Raw genomic sequence first — 17713 nt, 5'->3', positions numbered from 1 at the left:
GACAGCCATGGCTGACGGCGGAACGGCTCAACTAGCCCCCAAGTCCAGGGCGGCCCTGCGATACCACGTGGAGGGCATGGACTGCCCGTCCTGCGCCTCGAAGATCGAAACTGCCGTTGGCCGCTTCGGCGGGGCCGAGGACATCCGGGTCAACTACCACAGCCAGGTCCTGGCCTTCCGGCTGGACGAGGCGGCGACCCCGCGTTCGTCCGTCGAGGAGGGGATCCGCAAGCTCGGCTACGGCGTCGCCCCGGTCGAGGCGCCGCGGGTGGTCGCGGGCGAGCCTGGCGCGGTCGCCGCCGACGTACCGCTCGTTCGCCCACGCCAGCCCTGGTGGAAGGGGAAGAAGGCGCGGCTTGCCGCGGCGATCGGCGCCCTCATGGTGGCCGGGTTCGCCGCTTCGCTCGCCGTCCCGTCGCTGGACCACTGGGCCTACGTACCCGCCGCCCTGATCGGGCTCGTCTTTTTCGGCAGGAAGGCCATCGCCGCGGCGCGCGCCGGTTCGCCCTTCAGCATCGAGATGCTGATGTCGATCGCCACTGTCGGCGCCATCGCCATCGGAGCAACCTCCGAGGCGGCCGTGGTGGTGTTCCTGTTCACTGTCGGCGAACTCCTGGAGGGCATCGCGGCCGGGCGCGCCCGCGCGGGGATCGAGGCGCTCGGCGCCCTGGTGCCGAGGACCGCGCTGCGCATCGAAGACGGCACGGCACGGGAGGTGCCCGCCGCCAGCCTCAAGGTCGGCGACCTCGTCCTGGTCCGCCCGGGTGACCGCGTCTCCGCCGACGGCGATGTGGCCGAGGGCGAATCCGAGGTCGACGAGAGCCCGGTGACCGGTGAGTCTATCCCCGTTCCCAAGGCGGAGGGCGCCCCTGTCTTCGCGGGCAGCATCAATGACTCCGGTGCGCTCCAGGTCCGGGTGACGAAGCCTGCCTCCGACAACACAATCGCCCGCATCATCCGCCTGGTGGAGGAGGCGCAGGACGCCAAGGCGCCGACCGCCCGCTTCATCGAGCGGTTCTCGGCCATCTACACGCCGATCGCAGTTGCCGTGGCGGCCCTGGTTGTCGTCGCGCCGCCGCTTATCGTCGGCGCGGACTGGGACACCTGGATCTACCGCGGCCTGGCGCTGCTGCTGGTCGCCTGCCCCTGCGCCCTCGTCCTCTCGACGCCCGCGGCCATCGCCTCCGGCCTCGCCGTCGGCACCCGGCGGGGCCTGCTGGTGAAAGGCGGCGGCGCCCTGGAGACCATCGGCCGGATCCGCGCCGTCGCCTTCGACAAGACCGGCACCCTGACCGAGGGACGCCCGCGCGTGACCGACCTCCTCGCCCTGTCTGGCTCGGAACGCACGATGCTTGGCCTCGCCGCCGCGGTGGAGAACGGCTCCAGCCATCCGCTCGGCCGCGCCATCCTGGAGCGGGCGGACGCGGACGGCATCCCGCTCCGCCCGGCCAAGGAGTCCCGCGCCATCCCCGGCAAGGCCGTCGAAGCCGTCGTGACCGGCAAGCGCGTGACGGTCGGCTCACCCACCCACGCTGCAGCTCAGGCGCCGCTCACGGCTGACGCAACGCGGACGGTCGCCGAGTGGGAGAATCAAGGAAAGACCGTGGTCGTCGTCTCTGTGGACGGCGCGCCCACTGGCCTGGTCGCGGTGCGCGACGAGCCCCGGCCGGACGCGGCCGCGGGCATCCGGGCGCTCGACGCCCTCGGCGTCGAGGCCGTCATGCTGACCGGCGACAACGTCCGCACGGGTCAGGCCATCGCCGGAGCGCTCGGCCTCAAGGTGAAGGCGGGGCTGCTGCCGGAGGACAAGCTGCGCGAGATCGGCGCCCTCAAGGCAAAGGCGCCCGTGGCCATGGTCGGCGACGGCATCAACGACGCGCCCGCGCTCGCCGCCGCCTCGGTCGGCATCGCCATGGGTGGCGGGACCGACGTGGCCTTGGAGACCGCCGACGCGGCGCTGCTGAACAGCCGTGTCGTGGACGTGGCCGCCCTGGTCGGGCTGTCGCGCGCGACTCTGGCCAACATCCACCAGAACGTGGCCATCGCCCTCGGCCTCAAGGCGGTCTTCCTGGTGACGACGGTGGTCGGCATCACCGGCCTCTGGCCCGCCGTGCTGGCCGACACCGGCGCCACGGTGCTGGTGACCCTCAACGCCATGCGCCTGCTCGGGTACCGCTTCAAGGGCATGGCGCATGGCTGAGGGCCTGCTTAGGGCGCGGCTCGCCTGGACCTGGGGCGCGGGGACGGCCGCGCTGGCCTTCGCGCTGGACCAGGCGACGAAGTGGTGGGTGCTGGCCCATCTCATGGATCCGCCCCGCGTCATCCCCGTCACCCCGTTCTTCAACCTGGTGCTGGCATGGAACCGGGGCGTCAGCTTCGGCCTGCTGTCGGCGGACCACCCCGCGACGCCCTGGCTCCTGTCCTCCCTCGCGCTCGCCGTCATCGCAGGCCTCGTCGTCTGGACGACGCGCGACCGGCGCCCCGGGATGGCGGCTTCGATCGGGTTCATCGTCGGTGGCGCCCTGGGAAACGTCGTCGACCGGCTGCGGCACGGCGCCGTGACGGACTTCCTGGACTTCCACGTGGCTGGCTACCACTGGCCCGCCTTCAACCTCGCCGACAGCGCGATCTTCGTCGGCGTTGCGCTCCTGCTCCTCGTCAGCGGGCGGCGCGAACCGGCGGGCGCGCCGACCTCCGTGGCGCGACCCTGAGGGCGGGACCGGCGTGAACCCGCTCCTCCAGATGTCCGGCCTCCTGACCGCTTTCCTGGCGGGGATGGTTTCCTTCCTCTCGCCCTGCGTGCTGCCGCTGGTGCCCGGCTACGTCTCTTATGTCGCCGGGCGCTCGGTCGCCGCCGAGCGCACCGCGCCGGATCGCCTCGCCACGGTCGGCCTCGGCCTCTGCTTCGTCCTGGGCTTCGCGACCGTCTTCGTGGCGATGGGCGCGGGCGCCTCGGCGCTGAGCCAAGCCCTGCTGCGCTACCGCTACGAGGCTGGGATCGTGGGCGGGGTGGTCGTTATCCTGTTCGGCCTGATGACTGCGGGTGTTCTGCGATTGATGCCGTTACAACGCGACCTCCGCTTCATGCCGACTCTCAGCGGCGGCACGCCGCTCTCCGCCTACGTGCTCGGGCTGGCCTTTGCCTTCGGCTGGACGCCCTGCATCGGTCCGGTGCTGGGCGCCATCCTGGCGCTGACCGCCACCAGCGAAATCAGCCACCTCGGCATCATGCTCCTGGCCGCCTATGCGGCCGGGCTGGGCGTGCCCTTCCTGCTGGTGGCCGCCTTCGCCGACGCCTTTCTACGCGGCCCGTTCCGCAGCCTGCGACGCGTCGGGCGCGTTCTTCAGATCGTGGCGGGTGGCATCATGGTGGCGATGGGGGTGGCAATGATTACCGGCCACCTGACTGACTTCGCCATCCTGATGCTCCAACTCTTCCCCTGGCTCGGGAGCATCGGATGAGCGGCGCCGCGGATTCTAAGAAGCGCGCCTAATACGCCGTCAGCCACACCGCGAAGCATGCAACTCCGCCCGGCTGGGTTTAGCGCTCCTCGGCCCTCGCCGGGTGCGCCCTTGCCGAAAGACATCGTGCTCGGTGTCCCAAGGTGGCCACCATCGCGGCTTCCGCGACACCGCGCAAAAACAGGGAGAACAGAATGCCGTCTCAGCCGATCGTACGGGGCTTTTACGATGATCAGACCGGAAGCGTCTCCTACGTCGTGGCGGATCCGCAAACAAAGAAATGCGCGGTTATCGATCCCTTGTTAAGCTTCGACCGCAATTCATGCAGCCTTGCGACCCAGCCAGCCGACGAGATTGCCACCCATATCCGGGAGCGCGGACTGATCCCGGAATGGGTGCTCGACACCCACCCGCATGCTGACCACCTTTCTGCCGTCGCCTACCTGGGCGAGCGCCTTGGCGTGCCAACAGGCATTGGCGAACAGACCCTCGCAGTTCAGGCGATCTGGTCGGACATCTATAACATCCCCGATCTCGAGGTCGGTGGCCGCGACTATTGGGACCACATGTTTGCAGATGGTCACTGCTTCAATCTTGGCGCCTCGGAAGTGAGGGTGATTTTTTCCCCAGGCCACACCGCGGCCTCGGTCACCTACGTCGTTGGCGACGCCGCGTTCGTGCATGACACCCTCTTCATGCCGGATGCGGGCACGGCACGAGCCGACTTCCCTGGTGGTAACGCGCGGGCCTTGTACCGCAGCATCCAGAGCATCCTCGCGTTGCCACCGACGACACGCCTCTTCACCGGCCACGATTACCGTCCGGGCGGGCGCGAACCGCGTTGGGAGTCCACCGTAGCGGAGCAGCGGGCAACCAACATTCACCTACGGGACAGCGGCGGAGAGGACGGGTTCGTTCGGCTGCGGGAGGAACGTGATCGAACGCTTCCTCTGCCAGCGATGATGCTCTTTGCATTGCAAGTGAACCTCCGCGGCGGACGTCTGCCGAAGCCGGAAGCGAATGGCACCTCATACCTGAAGCTGCCGATTGACCGCTTTCGAACGAGCGCTGCCAGGGCGATGGACGCAGAATGATCGGCCGGTTTTGGACGGCCTCTCCGAAGCGGCCAGCGATCCCAGCATTGAGCTCACGGTCATCTTGGGCCGTGCATCTGGGTGGCGGTGCTGAGGTCTTTCCAATGTACGAAAGGCGCCCGTCACCTCGTAGCACGCGACATCTTGATGGCCATGGGCGCCGCGCCGGTCCGCTATTTCAGATCCGGCACCCCCTGAACGTATCGGTACGGTCTTGGCTCGGGAGCATCGGATGAGCGACGACGACGACCTGCCCAAGGACCTCGCCCACATCACGCCCGCCTACCGCCGGGCGCTCTGGATCGTGGTCGGCCTCAATGTCGGTTATGGCCTGGTGGAGATGGTCGGCGGCTTCATCTCCGGCAGCCAGGCGCTCAAGGCGGACGCCCTCGACTTCCTCGGCGATGGCCTAATCAGCTTCCTTGGCCTGCTGGCGATCGGCTGGAGCCTCGCCTGGCGTGCCCGCTCCGCCCTCATTCAGGGCCTGTTTCTTGCCGTGCTTGGCGTGGGCGTGCTCGCCACCACCGGCTATCGGGTGCTGGTGCTGAACCAGCCCGAGGCCGAGCTCATGGGCCTCTTCGGCGCCGTCGCGCTGGTGGTGAACGTGGCCTCCGCAGCGGTCCTCATGCCGCACCGCGAGGGCGACGCCAACGTCCGGGCCGTCTGGCTGTTCAGTCGCAACGATGCCATCGGCAACCTGGCCGTGGTGGTCGCGGCGGGCCTGGTCTGGTGGACCGAAACTGCGTGGCCAGACCTCGCCGTGGCGTTCGTCATCGCCGGGCTGTTCCTGCAATCCGCCTGGGCAATCATCCGTGATGCTCGTAGCGACCTTGATAAGGCAGGCCAGGGAGAACAGCAGTCCGACCGATAGCCGCCATCAACTTATCAGCTTGCCTGCTTGGTGGTGCATGCAACAGGCATGATGATAACGGCGCTGCCCATCGTTGCTGCCCTTGGCAGGAGCAGCAGGTGGGCAGGCGCCACAGCGAGGGCGCGGCTTCCTGGGGTATGGCACGGCGGCTTGCGCCGGGGCCCGGCCAGCCGGTGCACCTTCCTGGAAGACCTTTCCGTTCCGGTCCTTGCAAAGCGGGCTGCCTGCTGCGGCTGGCGAGCCTAACCACGTCACCACACCCGCGGCGTGACATCGGTTGCCCGCTCACCACGGAGGAGCCGACAACTTGGCCATCACCCGCACCGGCCTGGAAGAGAACCAAGTCGCCATCTACTTCGCCGCCGTCGTGGCGGGCGCGATCGCGGCCGTCGCCGCGCCCGGCGCGGCGTGGGGGGCGGTCATCAACCCCGCCCTCGCGGCCCTGCTGTACGTGACCTTCCTCCAGGTGCCGCTGGCGGACCTGCGAAGGAGCCTGGCCAACGGGCGCTTCCTGCTGACGCTGCTGGCGGTGAACTTCGTTGCCGCGCCCCTGGTGGCGTTCGCCCTGGCTTCCATGCTGCCCGGCGAGCAATGGGTGCTGCGCCTGGGTGTCCTGATGGTGCTGCTGGCGCCCTGCATCGACTACGTGGTCGTGTTCACCCACCTCGGCCGCGGGGACGCCCGCCTCATCCTGGCGGCGACGCCGGTGCTGCTGGTGGCGCAGATGCTGCTGCTCCCCGTCTACCTCGGCCTGTTCATCGGCGAGCGGGCCATGGCGATGATGCAGCCCGGTCCCTTCATCGAAGCCTTCGTCTGGCTGATCGCCGTGCCCCTGGCTCTCGCCGCGGCCACTCAGGCGTGGGCGGCGCGCTTCGGCGCCGGGAAGGCGGTCGCGGACGCCATGGGATGGCTGCCCGTTCCCCTGATGGCCGTGGTGCTGTTGGTGGTCATCGCGGCCGTTGCCCCGAACGTGGCGGCCCAGGCAGGCTCCGTCGCCATGCTGGTGCCGGTCTACGTCGCTTTCGCCGCGCTGATGCCGGTCGTAGGTAGCGTCATCTCCAGGTATGCGGGCCTGGAGGCGGGCGCGGCGAGGGCGGTCACCTTCAGCGGCGGCACCCGGAACTCCCTGGTCGTCCTGCCGCTGGCCTTCGCTATCCCGGAAGCCGGTGCGCTGCTGCCTGCCGCGGTGGTGACGCAGACGCTCGTCGAACTCGTCGCCATGCTGGTCTACATCCGCTGGGTGCCGAGGCTGGTGCCCGCCAACCCCGGCCTTGCTGCGGAGTGACGGTCATCCCGCCGTTGCCGACCACGCGGGGAAAGGGTCAGCCAGCCGCTGGCGGCGGATCTTCCGCGTGGCAACAACCCTTCCCGTCCACCTGGACAGGCGGGCACGGCACCGTGCCGTAGGAGCAGAACACACAGCAGTCGCCCTGCTTGGGCCGGAGCAGCGTTCCGCAGCCGGTGCAGTCATAGAAGTACTGGCAGGCATCGGTCGGCATTGTCTCGGTTCTCGCCGTGCCGCAGTGCGGGCAGGTGATTGTCGACTCCAGGATCATCGGGTCCTCACACGTACGCATAACCGAGCACCAACAGGATGATCCCGACCGCCAAACCTGCCGGAACGACAAGCCGGAGGGCTGGGTTGGGGGAGCAGGCGGAGCCCGGCTCGCAGGCAACCGCTGCCCGCTGGCGCCAGAGCAGGACCGCTCCGCCAGCCAGGCACGCGGCTGCGGCGGCGAGCAGGATCGTGCGGTACGGCCCCAGAAGGACCGCCAGCCCGAAGAGCCAAGCGCTTCCCAGCCCGAGGGAGCCAAGAAGCATCGGCAGCGCACAGCAGGAGGCCGCACCGAAGGCTGCGGCGATGCCCGTCGTCGTCAGCACCATCGCACCGGCTTCCTGGACCGCCCCATGTGCCGGGGTAGCATTCACTTGGGTGTCGGACACGGTCGGCCTCCTTGTCTCAGCTATGCAGCCTACCTACCGTCTGTAGCGACTACAGACTCAAGTCCTTTCTGAGGAGGCGCATGGGATGGGGCAGAGCGGCGTTGCCATCGGTGAACTCTCGCGGCGGACGGGCTGCAACATCGAGACGATCCGCTATTACGAGCGGATTGGCTTGCTTCCAATACCGGCCCGCCGGGGGCGCTACCGCCTCTTCGGTGAGGAGGACATCAGGCGGCTGAGGTTCGTGCGGCGCGCGCGGGAGCTTGGCTTCACCCTGAACGAGGTGGGCGCGCTCCTCGAACTTGGTGCAGGCGCCTGCACCGAGGTCCATGGCATCGCCGCAGCACACCTCGCGGATGTCCGCTCTCGAATTGCCGACCTCCAGGCGATGGAGCGTGTACTGGATGGTGCCGTGCAGCAATGTCAATCCGGGGAGCAGGCCACATGCCCACTGATTGAGACCTTGTCGGGAACAGCGGCCACTACCTAGGCGCAGCGCAAGGAGGGCCATGGGCTAGCAGTCGATTGCTGTGAGTGGTCGTGGCGGCCATTGCGTCGGGCATAGCGGCCAAATCGGCAGCGTCGCCAAGCTGATCTGCATTTGCTGATGCGGAGGCTGGTTCCCACCATGCCGAGTACCGCCTTCGCCAGTTTGCTGGCGAAGGATGTCAGGGGGAAGGCCCTTACTCCACCTCGGGTGCCGTCTCGTCACCGTCCCCCAAAGCCAACTGCATCAGCACAGTATCCAGCCATCGCCCGTGCTTGCGGCCAACCGAGCGCAAGGTGCCGATCGGCTGAAATCCGAACGCCTTGTGCAGGCGGATGGACGCCTCGTTCGCGCTGTCGCCGATGACGGCCACCATCTGCCGGTAGCCGAGTGCGGCGCACTCCTGGATGAGGGCCTCGAGCAGGCGGCGGCCGATGCCGCGCCCTCGGGCCTCCTCGCTGATGTAGACCGAGTTCTCGAGTGTATTCCGGTAGGCAGGCCTGGGCCGATAAGCGCCCGCGTAGGCGTAGCCGAGCACGCGACAATCGGTGTCCTCGGCCACCAGGTAGGGCAGCCCGCGTTCGGTGATGGCGATGCGTCGCTGCCGCATATCTTCGGCCGTCGGTGCCTCTGTCTCGAAGGTGGCGGTGCCATGGAGCACGTGGTGCCGATAGATGGTGGCAACAGCGTCCATGTCGGCCTCTCTGGCAGGCCGGATGGTCACCTCGGCGGGCTGATTGGTGAGGGCGGTTGTGATCAGTTCAGGCACGGGAACCTCGTTTTCTTGGATGGAGGATGACTGTCAGGAACGCCGGAGCGCATTGGGCACGAGTGCCAGCACCATCAGGATGTTCAGCATCGCTGCCCCGCACAGGATAGCCAGCGTCGCCTGCGTGCCGAAGCTGTCCAGCAGCCAGGCGCCGAGAAAGGGCGAGGCTGCCTGCGCGATGAGGGTCGGCATGGCGATGCGGCCCATCAGCACGGCGTAGCCCTCCTTGCCGAACAGGGCCAAGGGCACCGTGTCGCGGGCGATGGAGCGGACGCCACTGCCCATGCCGTACATGACGATGCCTGCGGCCACGACGCCGGGCGCACCCACCAGCATGCCCAGGCCGACCGCCACCAGCACCGCGGACGCGACCAGGCTCCAGATGGGATGCGCCTTCTTGCCGAACAGCATCTCCAGCACGCGGGCGCCGACCTGCGCCGGGCCGATCAGCGTGCCCAAGGCGACGGCCGCCGCCAGCGCCAGCCCTTGCGACTGCAGCAGTGTCAGCAGGTGGACGGAGATGACGGTCATGATGACCGCCGCCAGGGTGAACCCCGCTGCCAGCACGACGAAGGCGTAGCGCTGGCCCGCCTGCACATGGCCTGGCGCCACGGCAGCCTTGGCGGCCGTGGGTGCCGCAGCGGGCTTGGCCAACTCGCGCGGCACGCCGAACAGGTAGAGCGGCAGCACCACGGCGAGGTGGATGGCGGCGTAGGTCAGGCAGGCGCCGCGCCAGCCCAGGTGGTCAACCAGGAAGGCACTGAGCGGCCAGCAGACCGTGCTGGCGAAGCCGCCGAACAGGGTGACGTGGGTGATGGCCGAGCGCGCCTGCTCGCCACAGAGACGCCCCAGCGTCGAGAATGCCGGGTCGTAGAGCCCGGCCCCCATGGCCAGCCCGAGCACCACCCAGGCGACTACGAACACCGGCAGGCTCGGCGCCAGCCCGAGCAGCAGCAGGCCCGCGGAGAGCAGGACGGCGCTGGCGGCGAGCACGGGGCGGCCGCCGTGCCGGTGAATCAGGTGGCCGATGCGCGGCGAAGCCAAGCCGGACACCAGCATGCCAATAGACAGGGCGCCCATGATCCAGGTGAGCGGCCAGCCGGTGTCCGCGGCAATCGGTCCGGCCAGGACGGCTAGCAGGTAGTAGGAGGAACCCCAGGCAAGGATTTGGCCGACGCCGATGGCCGAGACGACCGTCAGCCGGTTGCGGCCCGCCGCCGCACCGGCGGGGGCGCGTCCCGGTGCCGTGGCCTGGCTCATTCGGCGGGCTCCGCCGGTGCGGTCGCCCGCTTGGTCTCGGTCCCGCAGCACGTCGTTTCATTGACCAGCTCCTGCTCCGGCCGCGGGGAGCAGCAGGCGACCGGGGGTGCCGCGGGAGCGCAGCAAGAGGACACCGCGTCGGCGGCGCCGGGCACCACGCGGCTCGAGCTGCAGACGCCGGTCTCCGGCAGATCGAGCTCGACCCGGCGCGCCGCCTCGAGGTCGCCCGCCAGGAAGGCGGCGATGGAGCGCACCTGCTCGTGGCCGGTGGCCAGCAGGAAGGTCGGCGCCCGGCCGTAGCTGGCCATCCCGGCAAGGAAAAGCCCGCTGTCCGGCTGCTGGAGCTCGAAGGCGCCGTGCGGCCGGACGGTGCCGCAGGAGTGCAGGTTGGGATCGATCAGCGGCGCCAGCACGCGCGGGCACTCCAGCGCCGGGTCCAGGTCCAGGCGGACCTCGCCAAGGATTCCGAGGTCGGGCCGTAGGCCGGTGGCGACCACCATCTCGTCCGCCGCCACCGTCCTGCCTTCGAGACCCTTGACCTGCAGGGAACCACCGGTGCCCCGGCGAACCTCATCCACCGCGAAGGGCGCGAGCAGCTCGACGGCACCGGCCTCCACGAGGCGCCGCAGCCGTTGGCCGAGGGCGCCGCGCTCCGGCAGCTGGTCGGCGGCGCCACCGCCGTAGGCCCGCGTCAGGTCGGCGCCGCGGGCCGCCCACAGGACAGCCGTGCCCGGCGCCTGTTCGGCCAGGCGGGCGAGGTCGATGAGGGTGCCAACGGCCGAGTGGCCCGACCCGACGACGAGGACGCGCTTGCCCGCGTAGCGGCCGCGCTCAGCGCCGAGGACGTCTGGCATGCCGTGGCGGATACGGTCGGCTGCGTCCCGCTCGCCGATGGCAGGCAGGCCGGACGCACCCGCCGGGCTCGGGTTGCCCCAAGTGCCCGTCGCCACGATGACGGCGCGGGCGAGGAGGCGGCCCTCGCGGCCATCGGCCTGGAACCGGATTTCGAAGGGCTGCTGCTCCCGGCTGGCGTCCCGGACCTTGCCAACGCGGCATCGGGCAACGCCGGTGACGCGCGTGCTCAGCCGCAGGCAGCTGGCGATGTCCGGAAGCGCGGCAAGCGGCGCCAGGTAGCGTCCGACCAGCTCGCGGCCCGTCGGGAAGCCGTCGGGGTCCGGCGCCGCCCAGCCGTGCCGCTCCAGCAGGGCCTGGGCCGCCCGGTCGATGTTGTAGCGCCAGGGGGAGAACATGGGGACGTGGCCCCAGGCGAGCGGCGCCGTGCCGATCGAGTGACCGGCTTCCAGGATGACCGGCTCGAGGCCACGCTCCAGCAAATGCGCCGCGGCGGCGAGGCCGACCGGACCGCCACCTATGATGGCGACAGGTAGCGATTCGAGGGCGGCGTGGCCCTCAGAGGCCCTGTTCTGAGGGCGCGGCGTGGCGGAGCAGCAGGAGGTCATCTGTCGGTCCCCTTCGATATGCCTCGGTGGGCGATGTATGCGGTCAACCCAACGGTCAGCATCGGCAGGCGCCTGTGGCCTGGTCGCGGGCGGCGGCGGCGCGGCCGGTCTCGGTCAGGGTCGCCGTGGCGTCCATCCAGGCATCCAGGCCGACCTTGAAGGCGTCCCGGCCCTTGTCGGTCAGCGTGTAGACCTTGCGTTCGCGGCCGGAGACGACCTCGGCTTCGGAGGTCAGGTAGCCGCCCTGCTCGAACTCCCGCAGCGTTGGATAAAGGGCGCCCTCGGACGGCGAGCAGCAGCCATTGGTGGTCCGCTCGACCGCCCGGGCGATGTCGTAGCCGTGCGCCGGGCCGTCATGGAGGACCTGGAGAACGAAGAAGCGGCTCAAGGCCATCTTGATGGTCCCGGCCCAGTAGGCGCGATCCGTGAAGTCCGGAGAGGGGCGCTGGACGGCCTGGAGGGAGGGCTGCTTCGACATATCGGGAGGCTATGCCTTGGAGGACGAGGTATCAAGCCTTTAATCAGCGGTGGCGGGAGGCTGTCCAACGACTCGAAAGCGCTTAAAGTAAGACTTTATCAGTGACTTACCCTATACCAGCAAGGTGTCTCACGCAGGCACCAAGCTCCTGATAGGCTACGGGGAGCGTTGTTTTCAGCCACGAGGCGCACTAGGTTGTTGAGTGACAGGAGCGGTAGATGACGGAAGCCCAGCGCAAGACCTTCGAGATGATGGCCAAGCGGTACACTGAGGTGAACACCACTACCCGTAATGTTGCCCGGGCTGCTTTGGTTCGCGAGGGTATCCGGCTTGCTGATGGCCGTCTTGCTCCTGAGTACGGCGGCACAGCGTTGAAGAAGTCAGCAAAGAAGCCAGCCGCGGTCCGTAGTTGAGCCGGTACGCTACTTCCTTCGTTCTCGGCTATCACGGCTGCGACGAAGAGGTGGGCAGGAAAGCCCTTGCTGGCGAAGTAAGCCTGCTACGCAGCGAAAGAGATTACGACTGGCTTGGCCCAGGCGTCTATTTCTGGGAGGGCGATCCCGGGCGCGCACGCGAGTGGGCCGAGGAGAAGGTTGCTCGCGGCGCCTATAAGAAGCCGTTCGTTCTTGGGGCAGTCATTGACTTGGGCAATTGCCTGGATCTTCTGGTCCGCGAGAACCTTGACTGGCTGAAGATCGCTTATGAGAGCCTTGCAGCTTCGCACGAGAAGAGCGGGTTAGCGCTGCCTCGCAACAAGGACATTAAGGGCAGCACCACCAACGATAAGCTGCTTCGCAATCTGGACTGCGCCGTCATCCGCCGCCTCCATTCCATCCTGGAGCAGAAGGATGATCTGCCTCGCGGCACCGAAGCACTGGCTCCCTTCGATACAGTCCGCGGCCTGTTCACCGAAGGCGAGCCTGCCTACCCAGACGGCGGCTTCTATCTGAAATCCCATACCCAGATTGCGGTATGCAATGACGCCTGCATCAAGGGTTTGTTCCTGCCCCGCTGATCTCGAGTCCCAAGCCGTGGGCATCTAAGAACGCCCTTATGCCGGATCCCTCCTATCTCCCCTGGCCACGATGAGCATGTCGTCGTCCGGCAACGGGCGCTGCAACTCGCGGGCGATCTCCCACGGCGCCTCCAGCCAAGTGTCCATCTCGTCCGGCGTGGTCAGCAGCACCGGCATCGCCTTGGGATGAATGGCACCGACCGTCTCGTTCGGATCGCAGGTCAGGAAGCCGTAGAGCTCGTGCTCGCCCTCGACCGGAGCCGACTTCGGCCCGCGCGTGCCGGTCCAAGTGGTCCAAATGCCCGCGAAGGCGAACAGCGGCCGCTCCTCCGACAGCGCGAACCACACCGGCGTCTTCTTGGGCTTAGTGTCCTCCCACTCGCTGAAGGACGTCACCGGCACCAAGCAGCGCTGCGCCGGGCCAAGCCAGCGGCGCCAGTGCGGGCTGCGGGTGTTGCGGATGTTGGTCACCGGGTGGCCGCCGTACTGCACGGGGCCCGGCATGCCCCAGCGCATCATGGTCAGTTCCCGCTCACCGTTCTCACCCTGCCGCACAACCGGCGCCATGCTGTCGGGATAGATGGCGGGAAGGGGAGGGAGGTTTCCGGTGCGGTCCCTCGTGGCCCGGGTCAGCTCCAGGATGGCCCGCTGGTTGCTGGTCATGGAGTAGAGGTTGCAGATGGTCCGTCTCCCTCGAAGCTTGGCCGGACGATAGGCTTGTTCGATCCCTCAACGGCCGATGTTCGCCTCAGTGCAATCGCTTCCTGAGTGGGGTAGGGCCTGCTATCGGGGCTATGGTAGCCACGCCCAGCCAGCAACTCGGCCGCCGAGCCAAGGTCACGGTCGAGGTCTTCCAAGGCGCGTCGGCGGGCCTCAGCTTGGATGGCCGGATCAACTGAATAGGACGGCATCCGCAGTCCTCCGGCCGCCAGCCTAGCCCGGGCGCCATGAGCCCTGGCAAGCGCCGATGAACCTCCTATGCTGCCCGAACGTATCGGTGCCGAAGACAGAGAGCGGACAATGAGCCTGGCAACCTACACCTTGAAGCTGGCGGCCGTGACCGCCCCGGCCGCCGCGCTGCTGGTCTTTGGTGGCGAGCCGATGCCCACAGGCTGGCTCGAGGGCATCGTGGATCCCGGGGCCACTGTCGGAAAAGCAGCGGTCGTGATGGGCATGTGGGCGGTGGGCGCGGCGTCCACGGTAGGGGGCATCGCCGGGTTCATTTGGCTGGGCTGGGAGTTCTGGCGGGAGCGGCGGGGAGCGGCTGTCCGTTCCCGGGGCTGAGAAGCCTTCGAGCGCCATCAGGATGCTAAGGCGCTAGTTCGTTCGCTCGTATGGTTTTCGATTCGCTGCCACGGCGGACGCCACGTTCGGAGCAAGGTGTCACGGGCGGCCGGGGTGGCGCCAAGACGCAGATCCCGGACGTGGACCTAGGGTCCAAGCGTACGTCTCGCAAACGGCGCGGCCCAAGGCTATAGGCCGGGAGCAGTGACGCCTATGTAGCAGGAGCTAGGCACGGGCACCTTCCTGCATCTCCGACTCGGCGGCAGTATGGTTGCACGCTGACGACGACCACCCTTTTTGTCCGGATGGCACCTGCACCCGCGTCGCGCCCCGCTGGCGAAAATGCGATTAGGAGCCGCCCCGCAGGCGGGCTGGCGGAATACTGCGCATCATAATGGGCGGGCGCAACCAAACTCCCACTTAGGCATTCTGTGGGTGTTCCAGGACCTGGCAGCAGGGACGGGCGCTCCGGATGTTCAGATCCGTGGCGGCCGTCCCTGACGTTTTTTGGTTCAGGTGAGCGGCAATTTTCGGCTCTGCGGCGTGTCGCTCACCCCGAGGCTCTTCTACAACGAGCACGTGGACGCATTGCATTCACCTCCTGGTTGGAGTGACGGGGCAGGATCAACGTGCTGCCGCTGTCCTGACAGGCCGGTCGGTTCCAGGACCGGGCGCTGTTCCGTGTGTCCGGCGGCTGCGAGGGAGTAGGTACCTCGGCCATCCGAACTGAATAGGTGACGGTTCTCCGTGAGGATCGACGCCAGCCGGTTGATAGGCCGCGTTTCCGTGCCCATCACCCCGTCGGCGACGAGGATCTCGAGCAGTCGCTGCCGATGGAGCGGACCGTGCTGACGGAGTGCCGACTCTATCATCGTGCAAATGCGCGAAGTCTTGCCCCTGGCCTTGCCTGTTGGAGCCAGCGGTGTCGGTCCGCTTATGGCATCCAGGGCGCGCAGCGTCCTCGGTGGTGCTACCGAACTCCGCGTGCCGTTAACGAAGCCGTGTAGGCGCCAAGACCAGCGTATCGCCTCAGTGGCGTCGACTTCCTCCTGGACGGCCTGCTCCAGTTCCCCCCGGCACCGATCAGCTTGGCCTGGTTCCGTGTCGCCAAACTCAGCGTCGAGAAGCGCCTTCTCAAGCGCCCTCTTCAGCTCGAGGCATCGATCTTGTGCCGCCTCCTGCCATTGCTCTAGGTGAGCAATGAACTCCTCAAGGGGGCTGCAGAGGTCCGGGCGTTCCATGCATCAAGGAATGTCCGGGCGAACGTTTGGTTTCGAAGGATTCGCTGGCATTCGGCCTCTCCCGAACGAGTTCGCCGTCACCGAGTTGGTGGTGTTGCGGCAGGGATGCTGGAAAACCGCGCAAGTCCTGATCGAAGGCAGCCGTGGCCCATAAAAGGAATGCCCCGGCGAGGACCATGCCTGCCGGGGCAAATGCAGAGAAAACAGAGGGGAGCGAGTTTGGGAGTCTTCCGAATGGTGCCTGAGTCTCCCGTTTGGTGCGCGCCTATAGTCAGGCGTCCACTTCCTCCAGATCCAGCTTGCCGGCATTGTCCTGGATGAACTTGAAGCGCAGCTCGGGCTTGCGGCCCATCAGCGCCTCGATCAGCTCGGAGGTGCGGGCGCGCTCCTCCGGCGGCAGCACCACGCGCAGCAGGGTCCGCTTGCGCGGGTCCATCGTGGTCTCCTTCAGCGAGGCCGGCGGCATCTCGCCCAGGCCCTTGAAGCGGCTGACCTCGACCTTCTGGCCGGGCTTGAAGGCCTTCTTCAGCAGCTTCTCGCGCTCGGCATCGTCCATCGCGTAGAGCGTCTTGCCCGGCGTCGCCAAACGGTAGAGCGGCGGCTGCGCCAGATAGACCCGGCCCTGGCGCACCAGCTCCGGCAGCTCCTTGTAGAAGAAGGTCATCAGCAGGGCCGCGATGTGCGCGCCATCGACATCGGCATCCGTCATGATGACGACGCGGCCATAGCGCAGCCGGGCGAGGTCGAACTTGTCGCCGGCGCCGCAGCCCAGCGCCTCGATCAGGTCCTTCAGCTCCTGGTTCTGCCGCAGCTTGTCGGCGCTGGCCGAGGCGACGTTCAGGATCTTGCCACGCAGCGGCAGCACCGCCTGGGTCTCGCGGTCGCGCGCCTGCTTGGCGGAGCCGCCGGCGGAATCGCCCTCGACCAGGAACAGCTCGGTGCCGTCCGCCGCCTCGCGCGCGCAATCGGCCAGCTTGCCGGGCAGGCGCAGCCGGCGCGTCGCCGATTTGCGCGGCGTGTCCTTCTGCTCGCGCCGGCGCAGCCGCTCCTCGGCGCGCTCGATCGCCCAGGTCAGCAAATTGCCGGCCATGGCCGGGTCGCCGGCCAGCCAATGGTCGAAATGGTCGCGCAGGCCCTGCTCGACCAGCTTCGCCGCCTCCGGGCTGGTCAGCTTGTCCTTGGTCTGACCCTGGAATTGCGGCTCGCGGATGAAGACCGAGAGCATGCCCGCCAGCCCGCCGAACACATCCTCGGCGGTGATGGCGGCGGCGCGCTTCTCCTTCTTCAGCTCGCCATAGGCGCGCAGGCCCTTGACCAGCGCGGCGCGCAGCCCGGCCTCATGCGTGCCGCCCTGCGGCGTCGGGATGGTGTTGGCATAGGTGTGCAGGAAACCCTCGCCCTGCTCCAGCCAGGTCACCGCCCATTCGCAGCGGCCGGCGCCCTGCGGGAAGGTGCTCTCCCCGGCCCAGGGGGCGGGGATGACGGGGGCGCGGTTCTCCACCGCCGCCGCCAGGAAGTCCGACAGCCCGCCCGGGAAATGCAGCGTCGCCTGGGAGGGGGTGTCGTCCTTGACCAGCGCCGGGTCGCAGGACCAGCGGATCTCCACGCCACGGAACAGATAGGCCTTGGAACGGCAGAGGCGGAACAGGCGCGCGGCCAGGAAGGGCTGCGTGCCGAAGATCTCGGGGTCCGGCTTGAAGCGGATGGTGGTGCCGCGACGGTTGTGCACGGCGCCCGCGTTCTTCAGCTTCGACAGCGGCTTGCCGCGCGAATAGGCCTGGGTGAACAAAGTGCGGTCGCGCGCGACCTCGACCTCCAGCCGCTCCGACAGCGCGTTGACGACCGAGGAGCCGACGCCGTGCAGGCCGCCCGAGGTGTCATAGGCCTTGCCGGAGAACTTGCCGCCCGAATGCAGCGTGGTGAGGATCACCTCCAGCGCCGAGAGCTTCGGGAATTTCGGGTGCGGGTCGGTCGGGATGCCGCGGCCATTGTCGCGGACGGTCAGCCAGTTGTCCTTCTCCAGCGTGACCTCGATGCGGTCGGCATGGCCGGCCACCGCCTCGTCCATCGCGTTGTCGATGACCTCGGCCGCCAGATGGTGCAGGGCGTTCTCGTCGGTGCCGCCGATATACATGCCGGGGCGCCGCCGGACGGGCTCCAGCCCCTCCAGAACCTCGATATCCTTGGCCGAATAGGAAGCGCCGGCCTGCGCCTTGGCACCACGGCCGCCAAACAGATCGTTCATGTCTTGTTCACACCCTCGCCGGGCACCGTAGCGAAGGGGTGGGGGGCGAGGCAAGCCCAGGGTGCGAAGCGGGGGCAGGGAAAGCCAAGATCTTCTTTTTCTG

The 17713-nt window shown here is 68.1% G+C and carries 18 protein-coding genes; 10 read left to right on the top strand and 8 right to left on the bottom strand.

From position 1 onward, the window contains the following. The first annotated feature begins 7 nt into the window (after positions 1–7). The 6 genes from HMPREF0731_RS02615 to HMPREF0731_RS02590 all read left to right on the top strand — a co-directional run bounded on the left by HMPREF0731_RS02615 (position 8) and on the right by HMPREF0731_RS02590 (position 6712). Entirely contained in the window at positions 8–2200 is a 2193-nt protein-coding gene (locus HMPREF0731_RS02615; protein ID WP_281015338.1) for a heavy metal translocating P-type ATPase, read from the top strand. After that, entirely contained in the window at positions 2193–2711 is a 519-nt protein-coding gene (gene lspA / locus HMPREF0731_RS02610; RefSeq protein WP_007002452.1) for a signal peptidase II, read from the top strand. The genes HMPREF0731_RS02615 and lspA overlap by 8 nt, the downstream gene beginning before the upstream one ends. 13 nt (positions 2712–2724) lie before the next feature. Next, a complete protein-coding gene (locus HMPREF0731_RS02605; protein ID WP_007002451.1) occupies positions 2725–3462 on the top strand; it encodes a cytochrome c biogenesis CcdA family protein in 738 nt (245 codons plus the stop codon). A gap of 143 nt (positions 3463–3605) precedes the next feature. Then, entirely contained in the window at positions 3606–4556 is a 951-nt protein-coding gene (locus HMPREF0731_RS02600) for an MBL fold metallo-hydrolase (protein ID WP_306302903.1), read from the top strand. Between the two features lie 232 nt (positions 4557–4788). Then, complete coding sequence (locus tag HMPREF0731_RS02595) at positions 4789–5427, top strand: cation diffusion facilitator family transporter (protein ID WP_007002449.1); 639 nt, start codon at positions 4789–4791, stop codon at positions 5425–5427. Positions 5428–5734: 307 nt separating this feature from the next. Continuing rightward, complete coding sequence (locus HMPREF0731_RS02590) at positions 5735–6712, top strand: arsenic resistance protein (protein ID WP_007002448.1); 978 nt, start codon at positions 5735–5737, stop codon at positions 6710–6712. Between the two features lie 37 nt (positions 6713–6749). Here the strand turns inward: HMPREF0731_RS02590 and HMPREF0731_RS26320 are convergent, their stop codons facing one another. After that, positions 6750–6983, bottom strand: a complete 234-nt coding sequence (locus tag HMPREF0731_RS26320) for a GDCCVxC domain-containing (seleno)protein (RefSeq protein ID WP_081798710.1) — start codon at positions 6981–6983, stop codon at positions 6750–6752. A 7-nt stretch (positions 6984–6990) separates the two neighbouring features. Then, complete coding sequence (locus tag HMPREF0731_RS02585) at positions 6991–7371, bottom strand: mercuric transporter MerT family protein (protein ID WP_245538228.1); 381 nt, start codon at positions 7369–7371, stop codon at positions 6991–6993. A gap of 85 nt (positions 7372–7456) precedes the next feature. On the opposite strand from HMPREF0731_RS02585, the gene HMPREF0731_RS02580 reads away from it, so the two are divergent. Further along, positions 7457–7861, top strand: coding sequence for a MerR family transcriptional regulator (locus HMPREF0731_RS02580; RefSeq protein WP_007002445.1), 405 nt, complete (start codon positions 7457–7459; stop codon positions 7859–7861). A 193-nt stretch (positions 7862–8054) separates the two neighbouring features. On the opposite strand, the gene HMPREF0731_RS02575 is transcribed toward HMPREF0731_RS02580, so the two are convergent. The 4 genes from HMPREF0731_RS02575 to HMPREF0731_RS02560 are packed head-to-tail and all read right to left on the bottom strand — an operon-like array spanning position 8055 to position 11825. After that, positions 8055–8627, bottom strand: coding sequence for a GNAT family N-acetyltransferase (locus HMPREF0731_RS02575; RefSeq protein ID WP_007002444.1), 573 nt, complete (start codon positions 8625–8627; stop codon positions 8055–8057). 33 nt (positions 8628–8660) lie between these two features. Further along, the gene (locus HMPREF0731_RS02570) at positions 8661–9887 is read right to left on the bottom strand and encodes an MFS transporter (protein ID WP_083854420.1); all 1227 of its coding nucleotides are present in this window, start codon (positions 9885–9887) and stop codon (positions 8661–8663) included. Next, entirely contained in the window at positions 9884–11347 is a 1464-nt protein-coding gene (locus HMPREF0731_RS02565; protein WP_007002442.1) for an FAD-dependent oxidoreductase, read from the bottom strand. The genes HMPREF0731_RS02570 and HMPREF0731_RS02565 overlap by 4 nt, the downstream gene beginning before the upstream one ends. A gap of 55 nt (positions 11348–11402) precedes the next feature. Next, positions 11403–11825 carry a PadR family transcriptional regulator gene (locus HMPREF0731_RS02560; protein WP_007002441.1) on the bottom strand — a complete coding sequence of 141 codons (423 nt, stop codon included), beginning with the start codon at positions 11823–11825 and terminating at the stop codon, positions 11403–11405. Between the two features lie 218 nt (positions 11826–12043). Between HMPREF0731_RS02560 and HMPREF0731_RS24010 the strand changes: the two genes are divergently transcribed. Then, positions 12044–12238, top strand: a complete 195-nt coding sequence (locus HMPREF0731_RS24010; RefSeq protein ID WP_157135893.1) for a hypothetical protein — start codon at positions 12044–12046, stop codon at positions 12236–12238. Further along, a complete protein-coding gene (locus tag HMPREF0731_RS23525) occupies positions 12235–12840 on the top strand; it encodes a hypothetical protein (RefSeq protein WP_083854419.1) in 606 nt (201 codons plus the stop codon). The genes HMPREF0731_RS24010 and HMPREF0731_RS23525 overlap by 4 nt, the downstream gene beginning before the upstream one ends. A gap of 36 nt (positions 12841–12876) precedes the next feature. Here HMPREF0731_RS23525 and HMPREF0731_RS02550 read toward each other — a convergent pair whose 3' ends face one another. Continuing rightward, positions 12877–13521 (bottom strand): SOS response-associated peptidase, encoded by a 645-nt coding sequence (locus tag HMPREF0731_RS02550; RefSeq protein ID WP_040611873.1) that lies wholly within the window; start codon positions 13519–13521, stop codon positions 12877–12879. A 297-nt stretch (positions 13522–13818) separates the two neighbouring features. Here HMPREF0731_RS02550 and HMPREF0731_RS02545 point away from each other — a divergent pair, with 297 nt between their 5' ends. After that, positions 13819–14124 carry a hypothetical protein gene (locus HMPREF0731_RS02545; protein WP_040611872.1) on the top strand — a complete coding sequence of 102 codons (306 nt, stop codon included), beginning with the start codon at positions 13819–13821 and terminating at the stop codon, positions 14122–14124. Between the two features lie 1512 nt (positions 14125–15636). Here HMPREF0731_RS02545 and parE read toward each other — a convergent pair. Continuing rightward, positions 15637–17610: a DNA topoisomerase IV subunit B gene (gene parE / locus HMPREF0731_RS02540; RefSeq protein ID WP_040611871.1), complete on the bottom strand. Its 1974-nt coding sequence runs from the start codon at positions 17608–17610 to the stop codon at positions 15637–15639. Positions 17611–17713 lie beyond the last annotated feature (103 nt).

It is taken from the genome of Pseudoroseomonas cervicalis ATCC 49957 (assembly GCF_000164635.1).
In the GTDB taxonomy this organism is placed as follows: domain Bacteria; phylum Pseudomonadota; class Alphaproteobacteria; order Acetobacterales; family Acetobacteraceae; genus Pseudoroseomonas; species Pseudoroseomonas cervicalis.
Note: the sequence above shows the minus strand (reverse complement) of the source record. Positions and strands in the feature narration are given on the sequence as shown.